The organism is Pseudomonas sp. Ant30-3, assembly GCF_000690905.1.
GTDB lineage: Bacteria > Pseudomonadota > Gammaproteobacteria > Pseudomonadales > Pseudomonadaceae > Aquipseudomonas.
The window spans coordinates 20,678-28,216 of record NZ_JMCL01000067.1 but is presented as its reverse complement, the minus strand read 5'-3'; the positions used below and the strand labels follow the sequence as shown (position 1 = coordinate 28,216).

5 protein-coding genes and 1 pseudogene are annotated in these 7,539 nt (G+C 56.4%); 3 read left to right on the top strand and 3 right to left on the bottom strand.

Going from position 1 to position 7,539, the window contains the following annotated elements; genetic code table 11:
- The 3 genes from DU29_RS0117290 to DU29_RS0117280 form a co-directional block, all read right to left on the bottom strand.
- The coding region (locus tag DU29_RS0117290) for an endo alpha-1,4 polygalactosaminidase (RefSeq protein ID WP_028622797.1) at window positions 1-1,119 on the bottom strand (1,119 nt) is incomplete at its 3' end.
- 56 nt (window positions 1,120-1,175) lie between these two features.
- Window positions 1,176-2,108 (bottom strand): NAD-dependent epimerase/dehydratase family protein, encoded by a 933-nt coding sequence (locus tag DU29_RS0117285; RefSeq protein WP_028622796.1) that lies wholly within the window; start codon window positions 2,106-2,108, stop codon window positions 1,176-1,178.
- Window positions 2,109-2,473: 365 nt separating this feature from the next.
- Complete coding sequence (locus tag DU29_RS0117280; protein WP_028622795.1) at window positions 2,474-2,836, bottom strand: hypothetical protein; 363 nt, start codon at window positions 2,834-2,836, stop codon at window positions 2,474-2,476.
- Window positions 2,837-2,857: 21 nt separating this feature from the next.
- Between DU29_RS0117280 and DU29_RS1000000133775 the strand changes: the two are divergent.
- From DU29_RS1000000133775 to DU29_RS0117270, 3 genes and pseudogenes are all read left to right on the top strand, one after another.
- Window positions 2,858-3,871, top strand: a pseudogene (locus tag DU29_RS1000000133775) (methyl-accepting chemotaxis protein); the annotation flags it as partial.
- Between the two features lie 42 nt (window positions 3,872-3,913).
- On the top strand, window positions 3,914-4,777 hold the full coding sequence (locus tag DU29_RS1000000133770) for a methyl-accepting chemotaxis protein (RefSeq protein WP_442961312.1): 864 nt from the start codon (window positions 3,914-3,916) through the stop codon (window positions 4,775-4,777).
- A gap of 223 nt (window positions 4,778-5,000) precedes the next feature.
- The gene (locus DU29_RS0117270; protein ID WP_028622793.1) at window positions 5,001-7,535 is read left to right on the top strand and encodes a Tc toxin subunit A; all 2,535 of its coding nucleotides are present in this window, start codon (window positions 5,001-5,003) and stop codon (window positions 7,533-7,535) included.
- Window positions 7,536-7,539: the final 4 nt, after the last annotated feature.

The window sequence follows — 7,539 nt, the reverse complement described above, 5'->3', positions numbered from 1 at the left end:
TTTTTCGTCCAGGCGCGCGTTGATCCAGCGGTTGAACGCCGGGCTGTCCTGCGGCGGGCCGCTGGTCATCCAGGTGACCACGCCAGCGTACAAGCCACTGAAACGGTAATCCGGCATGGCGCTGTCGGCGGGCAGATAGTCGACGCGATAGCCCAGGTATTCCAGTAATCCACCGACGTAGCTATGGCCAGCGTTCGTGGCCAGATCTCCTTCGCGCGGGTCGAACACCATCGCCACGCGGCGAGGCTGCACTTCGATGTTGCTGATGCCCATCGAGTTCAGATCAGGAGTACCGATGAACGGGATGAAACCCTCGTCGCGCAGACGCTTGGCCAGCTTGCGAGCTTCTTCACGGCGCTCGGGCGGCAGGTAATCGATCGCCACCAACGGAATGCCTTTGGCACGCAGTGGTTTGAGGTGAGTTTCAAGCCACTCGCGATCGGATTCCGACACCGGGCGATAGCGCTTGGCAGAAGCGTCCCAGCCGGCATGGATAGACTCGACCGCCACGGCGGCAGCGACGCCATCGAGCTCGGGCAGCACTTCAAAGCCGCGGTTGAAAAACAGCTTCAGCTTCGGCTCACGCTGGTGCAGTTCACGCAGGAAACTGGCGAGCGCAAGGCGCTGTGCTTCTCGCGAGGCTTCAGGCAGCAATTGAAAACTGTCGAGGGTATCGAGGAACAGGCCTGCGTAACCTTCAGCCTGGAAAGCTTTGGCGGCACCGAACAAATGCTCGCGCCAGGCCGGCGAGGCCAGGTCCATAACCTGGCTGTCCCAGGAATCGTTGCGCACCGGGCTCACGGCTTTCGCCAGACCAGCCTTGTCGATCTCGGCCTTACTTCCGCTGAACTCGCCAACCGACAGATACGCGAACGGCTGACTGCCCAGCTTGCGCAGGGTTTTGACATCGCCGCTCGCCATATGGCCCGGCTCGACCACCGCCCAATCGAACTGTGAAAGCTCCGGAATGGGCGGTTGATCGGCGTACCAAAAGCCGACGCTGGAGGGTTGTGGCAATGCTGCAGCTTGTACGGCCGGCCCGCTCACGATGAGCGCCAACGCAGCAAACAGCCGTTGGACGGCCGCGCGGACACGCGTCCTGCGAAAAACGATTTCCATAACTCACTCTTGAATTGACTGAATCGAGGCGGTTTGAAAGCTGTGAAACAGCCGGATTACAAACTGCGCAAAAGCTGTGCTAATCCATCGCCGATTGAAGTCGGTGCGGGAAGGGTGAAACGTTCGAGCAACCGAGCGTTATTGGCGCGCGAATGGCGAATGTCGCCCTGACGTGGCGCCAGATGAGTCACTGCCAAAGCGCGGCCGGTGGCGTTGCCCAATTCAGCGATCAATTCGTTGAGGCTGGTGGAGCGGCTGAGGCCGATGTTGACCGCGCCTTCTTTCGGTTCGCTGACTTCCAGCGCCTGCAGCAGAATGCTGACCAGGTCTTTGACGAAGACGAAATCGCGGGTCTGTTCACCGTCGCCGAAAATCGACACCGGCAAACCTTTGATCGCCCGCTCGGTGAAGATGCTGATCACGCCGGAGTACGGCGAAGACGGATCCTGGCGCGGGCCGAAAATGTTGAAGAAGCGCAGGATCACCGGCTCCAGGCCATGCTCGCGGCGATAAAAGTCCAGGTAATATTCACTGGCCAGTTTGTCGGCGGCATAGGGGGTAAGCGGTGATTTTGGGGTGTCTTCATCAATGGCCGAACCTTCGCCATTGTTGCCGTAGATGGCCGCGCTGGAAGCAAATACAACGCGCTTGATCCCGGCTTTCTGCATGCTCTCGCAGACGTTGAGCGTACCGACGAAATTGGCTTGATGGGTGCTGACCGGATCATCGACCGAAGCCTGGACCGAGGCCACTGCCGCCAGGTGCACAACTGCGCTGCAATCACGCATCGCTTCCTGCACGACCGCTGAGTCCGCGACGTCGCCGGTCACCAGTTCCAGATTGGCATTGCTCTCTGGCAAATTGTTGACCTTCCCGGTCGACAAATTGTCCAGAACACGGACCTTCAATCCTTTGCCCAGCAAAGACTCGACAAGGTGAGATCCGATAAAACCCGCACCGCCGGTAACCAGTATTCGCTCAACACACATGAAATTTCTTCCTGAAGATTCCAGCGGATAGAGTAGAAGGTCCGCTAAACAGTAGCCAAATAAAATTGTTTCTCAGGCTGATGGCAATTTCCCATCACGCCGGCAATGCGACCTCGACCGAATCTCGAAGGTTCAAAAATAATTTGTCAAAATCTGAAATGGCAAGAGTGATGTCATTTCTATGGCGCAAGGCCAGCAAAACGCCGCCGATAGTGTGAGATCAAAACCACACTGTCAATAGTTTGTCTGTGCTCCCGCCGGACGGTTATTTTCGCCCGAGACGCGTCATGAATTTGGCGACAGTTATCAGATGCGGCATGTCATTCAATAGTGACAAATAAATGGGTTTCGGTCACCGAGCTGCGTCACATATCAAGACAGCGGTCGGAGCTTGTTGCTGAAAATCTGCTCCCTACCACAGCCAACTTCATCCGCGAGCTCATACGAAACCAACGCAGCTCCGAGAACACTCCGCCACAGATGAATTTTTCTTCACCCCGCTCCTGTTCGCCAACCAGTACATTAGCCTCGCTCTTCAAGAAACTACGGTTTGCCCGCCCTCCCGCGGGCTTTTTTTTTGTCTGCGATTTGTCCTCGATATCCGCACCCGCCATTCCCTGCACAAAAATCCTTTCAGCTCTCGCATCGGCGGCCGATAAAGCCTTGCTTACACCCTTGCTGGCGCCCAAAAACAACAATCTTCCAGCCAACAGACGATCAAGAAACACAACGTTCCTGGAGGAATTGTGATGAATAGCTGGTTCGGCAACATCAGCGTGAACCTGAAACTGGGCCTGGGATTTGGCCTGGTCCTGGCATTGACCTGCGTCCTCGCCCTGACCGGCTGGACGAGCCTGGGCGGGTTGATTGACCGCAGCAACTGGATGAGCGACATCACCCAGCTCAATGCCGGGTTGACCAAATTGCGCGTGGTGCGCCTGCAATACATGCTGACCAACGGCGATGAAACCGCCGCGCAGAATGTGCAGACCACACTTGATGCGTTCTCTGCCCAGCAACAATCACTGCTGGCGACCTTCAAGAGCCCGGAAAACATCAAGCTGCTGCAAGCCCAAGGCAGCACCATTGAGGCCTACAAGACCTCGCTGAACAAAATGCGTAGCGCCTACCGCACCGGCAACAGCGCGAGCGGCATCATGAGCAGCAATGCCGAAACCGCCAACACGCTGATCAATAGCATCAGCAGTAGCGTGTTGCAGATGCCCCTCAGCGACCAGCGCTCCGAGCAATTCCAGGCGATCACCGCGGCCAAGGAAGCCTTCCTGCTGGCGCGTTATGAAGTGCGCGGTTACACCGCGACCAGCAACGCCGAGACTGAACAGAAAGCCATCCGCCAACTCGACCTGGCCATCGCCAGCCTGAAACCACTCAACGTGCAGTTTGGCGACACTCAGCCGGACGCATTGCGTCAGCTGGAAAGCGCCCTGGGCAATTACCGCAGTGCGTTGCAGGCTTATAAAGCCGCCAACAGCGACGCCGTGCAGGCGCGCAAGGAAATGACTGATCAGGGCACGACCATCGTCTCGCTCAGCGATCAGCTCTATCAGATTCAACTCGACCGCCGCGACGCCGAAAGCGCCCAGGCACGCACCCTGCAACTGATCAGCACGTTGCTGGCATTGCTGGTCGGGGTGATTGCCGCGGTGATCATCACCCGTCAAATCACCGGGCCGTTGCGTGACACCCTGGCCGTGGTCGAACGCATCGCTAGCGGCGATCTCTCGCAAGACGTGAAGGTGACGCGCCGCGACGAACTGGGCGTATTGCAGCAAGGCATCGCCCGCATGGGCGTGACCCTGCGCGAGCTGATCAGCGGCATTCGCGATGGCGTCACGCAGATTGCCAGCGCCGCCGAAGAACTGTCGGCCGTGACCGAACAGACCAGCGCCGGCGTCAACAGCCAGAAGATCGAGACAGATCAAGTGGCCACCGCCATGCACGAGATGACGGCCACCGTTCAGGAAGTCGCACGCAACGCCGAAGAAGCTTCGCAAGCGGCGGCCGCTGCTGACGGTGAAGCCCGTGAAGGCGACAAGGTTGTGAACGAAGCCATCGCGCAGATTGAACGTCTGGCCAGCGAAGTGGTGCGTTCGACGGAAGCCATGGGCGTGCTGCAACAGGAAAGCGACAAGATCGGCAGCGTCATGGACGTCATCAAGGCTGTTGCCGAGCAGACCAACCTGCTGGCACTCAACGCTGCAATCGAAGCCGCCCGCGCCGGTGAAGCCGGGCGTGGTTTTGCCGTGGTCGCTGACGAAGTTCGCGGTCTGGCGCAACGTACGCAAAAATCCACCGAAGAAATCGAAGGCCTGGTGGCGGCCCTGCAAAACGGTACGCAGCAAGTGTCGGCAGTGATGAACAACAGCCGCGCGCTCACCGACAGCAGCGTCGCGCTCACCCGCAAGGCTGGCGTGTCACTGGAAAACATCACCCGCACGGTGTCCAACATCCAGTCGATGAACCAGCAGATCGCGGCCGCCGCCGAGCAGCAAAGCGCAGTGGCCGAAGAGATCAGCCGCAGCATCATCAACGTGCGCGATGTGTCCGAACAGACTGCCGCCGCCAGCGATGAAACTGCAGCGTCGAGTGTCGAACTGGCGCGGTTAGGCAATCAGTTGCAGATGATGGTGAGTCACTTCAGGGTTTAACCCTTAACCATTTCTAACAAGGCTCCCACGCAAGGTGGGAGCCGCCGGCGACTGGCTGGCCATTCATATACGCTTTAAACGCCTACGACTTTCCCATCAAAAACTGCGCGAGCAATCGCCTTTTCATACGCAACAATCTCAGTCCTCCTATCTCCTCGAGCTGCCTGCGCCTGTAGTTTTCATTGACCGGAAACACAGTGTTCGATCAGGAGCTTCACCCCACATGGACCGTAACGACTCCCTTCTGCAGCAACTCGTTGACTCAACTTTCAGCGACCACGCGACAAAGACAGAAATCAAAACAGCTTTGCACAATGCGCAGATTGACTCGGTGTTCGACATCGCCAGCCTGTCTGCGGAAAGTTTCGCCGATACGCTGGCACTGCAAAACGCCGCCGATGCGCTGCACATTTATGACGAAGCGGTAGCCTGCGCGCACATGATCAGCCGTTTGTACTATGAGCAACAGCTATCGCCGGAGCAGGCTAAACAACGTAATCGACGGGACGCTGATCAGGTCTCTGCCCCCCTCACCTACCAATCACTGTTCGATGAAGACTGGCAGCAGTTTTGCCATGAGGGCCATATCGCGGCCAACAATTCGCCCATCGCTTATCTGCGTGCGCTGTACCGGTTTGCCCTTGAACTGGAAAACTCATCCACTCACGCGAACAGGATCACTCTGGAGGAGCGCCGCTGCGATCTCGCAGGGCTGATCCTGGACGCTGAAAATACGTTTGTTGAGCGCCCCATGGTGAGCGTCATCAATGAGACGCTGAACACCCATATCCAGAATTACCTGGATGAGATCAAGAACGATAAGACCGTTCAGGAAGTACTGGCCAGCGAGCGCTATCCTCTCGAGCTTCCCTACGATCTCCATCATCAGCAATGCCAACTCGCACTGGGCGAAGATAAGCCGGCATTGGGAGAGTTGAATTATCGAATCAATCTTAACCTCCCGTTCTCCGGGATAGATTCGACCTATGGAGGAAGCTCGAAAACAAGAATCGAATCCCAAAAACTCCTGTCAGGTTTAAGTCCGGCGCAACAAAAATTGCTGACAGCGCCCTACGACGATCATGTGGTGTGGAACGCCTACGGTTCTAGAAACAACGAGCTCTTATGGAGCGTGGACAGCTTTCAGAAGTTGACTGGCCTGACTGACGATCAGATTGAAGAATTACTGGCCGATGGGAAATATTTACCGAACAGGTCAATAAACAATTTGTGGTCAGAGCGGCATCATTACGGACGCCTGTACATCAATAGAGGCTCAGTCGGAGCTGTAACGGCCATCGACCGGCGCTTCGTCAACTTCTCCACAGCTCGCCTGGATTGCATGATTCGGATGACTCGGCTGCGGCGCTGGACAGGCATTAGCTTCGCTGAGCTCGACACCATGATCATGAACATTGAACTGGCGTCCCCTGACAAATATAGCGGGATGAACAACAACACGTTACGAGCACTCGGCGTGTACCGGTACTTGAGCAAGCGCTACAGCATCAAGCCAGAAGAGTTTGCCTCGTTTTACTACAACATGCCCACGTACGCCTGCGGGGATCGACGTTCATTGTTCGACCAGAAATTCAGCAACCCCAAATCGACGACGAACCCGTTGATAGAAAACAATGGCAAAGACATTGATATAGACAGTTCATTAGCGACTCTGAAATTCCTGAAAGCGGGACTGGATTCCAGTGTCACCCAGGATGACTTCCTGCTGATCGTTCGACAATGCAAGCAACACCTGCCTGCGTTCAAACATGATCTACCGAGCGCTTCCGCCATTTACCGATACGCACGGATAGCCCAGATGTTTGGTTTGTCACCTGCAGAATGCACGGACCTGGCACGACTGCTGGGCGGGGAACCATTCTGTAAAGCGTTGGTGACCGGAGTGATAAGGGAAGACAGTAATAACGAAAGCGACATTTTCGACGTGCTGATGGCGATGGACTGGGCGGTGGACTGGCTCAGGCAAAACAAGTACTCGGTCAAACAGTGGTGCCGCCTGTTCGATAAAACCCGCGACGACGTGGCGCTGAACACGGAACTGGAAAACCTGGTTAACGCCCTTAAAACAAAGCCGCATGACACAGACGACAAGAAAAATCTCCTGATACAAACACTACTGGTCCATGTGACGTCTCTTTCCCTGGATGAAATCGCCTGCTCGATGCAATTGGCCGGGACCTCAGAGGTCGCCATTTTCGATGAAATAGCGGCCAACACTTTAGTCTCCGGAAAACGCCTACCGTTGCTGGCAAGCGCATTGCGGGCCGGTGAGGCAGTACAGGCGCTGGTGCTAACCAACGACGCGTTGCTGAAATTGCTGAACAACACTGAATGGCTCGCCCACGGCAACAGCGGCACATTGACTCCCCACACGTTGTACCTGCTTGACCGGTTCAGCACGTGCACCCGCCACCATGTGCAAGCGGAAACCAGGTTTCTGGAATATCTCGAACGCGCCCACGGTCCGTCAGACGCTGTGGCGATCATGAACACCAATATCACTTTGACCGAGCTTCTGGACTGGACGATCGAAGAGGTCAGCGCCTTGACTGCCGATTTGCCGCACCTCTGTGCGCGTTCAGTCGAAGAAGTGGACTGGGTCATACGCTGCAAGAACTGCTGTAACGAGACCGGTCTGTCGATGAACAACCTGAAATTGGCAGTTTCCTTGAACACTGAAACGGCCGCCGCCGATTGGAAAATCGTGGGTGAAGCGCTGGTCGCTGCTCATTCCTGATCCA

Bases quoted from the DNA above. Each gene is read 5' to 3' on its own strand.
- DU29_RS0117285 (WP_028622796.1), bottom strand. From the start codon at position 2,108: ATGTGTGTTGAGCGAATACTGGTTACCGGCGGTGCGGGTTTTATCGGA.
- DU29_RS1000000133770 (WP_442961312.1), top strand. From the start codon at position 3,914: ATGGGCGTGACCCTGCGCGAGCTGATCAGCGGCATTCGCGATGGCGTC.
- DU29_RS0117270 (WP_028622793.1), top strand. From the start codon at position 5,001: ATGGACCGTAACGACTCCCTTCTGCAGCAACTCGTTGACTCAACTTTC.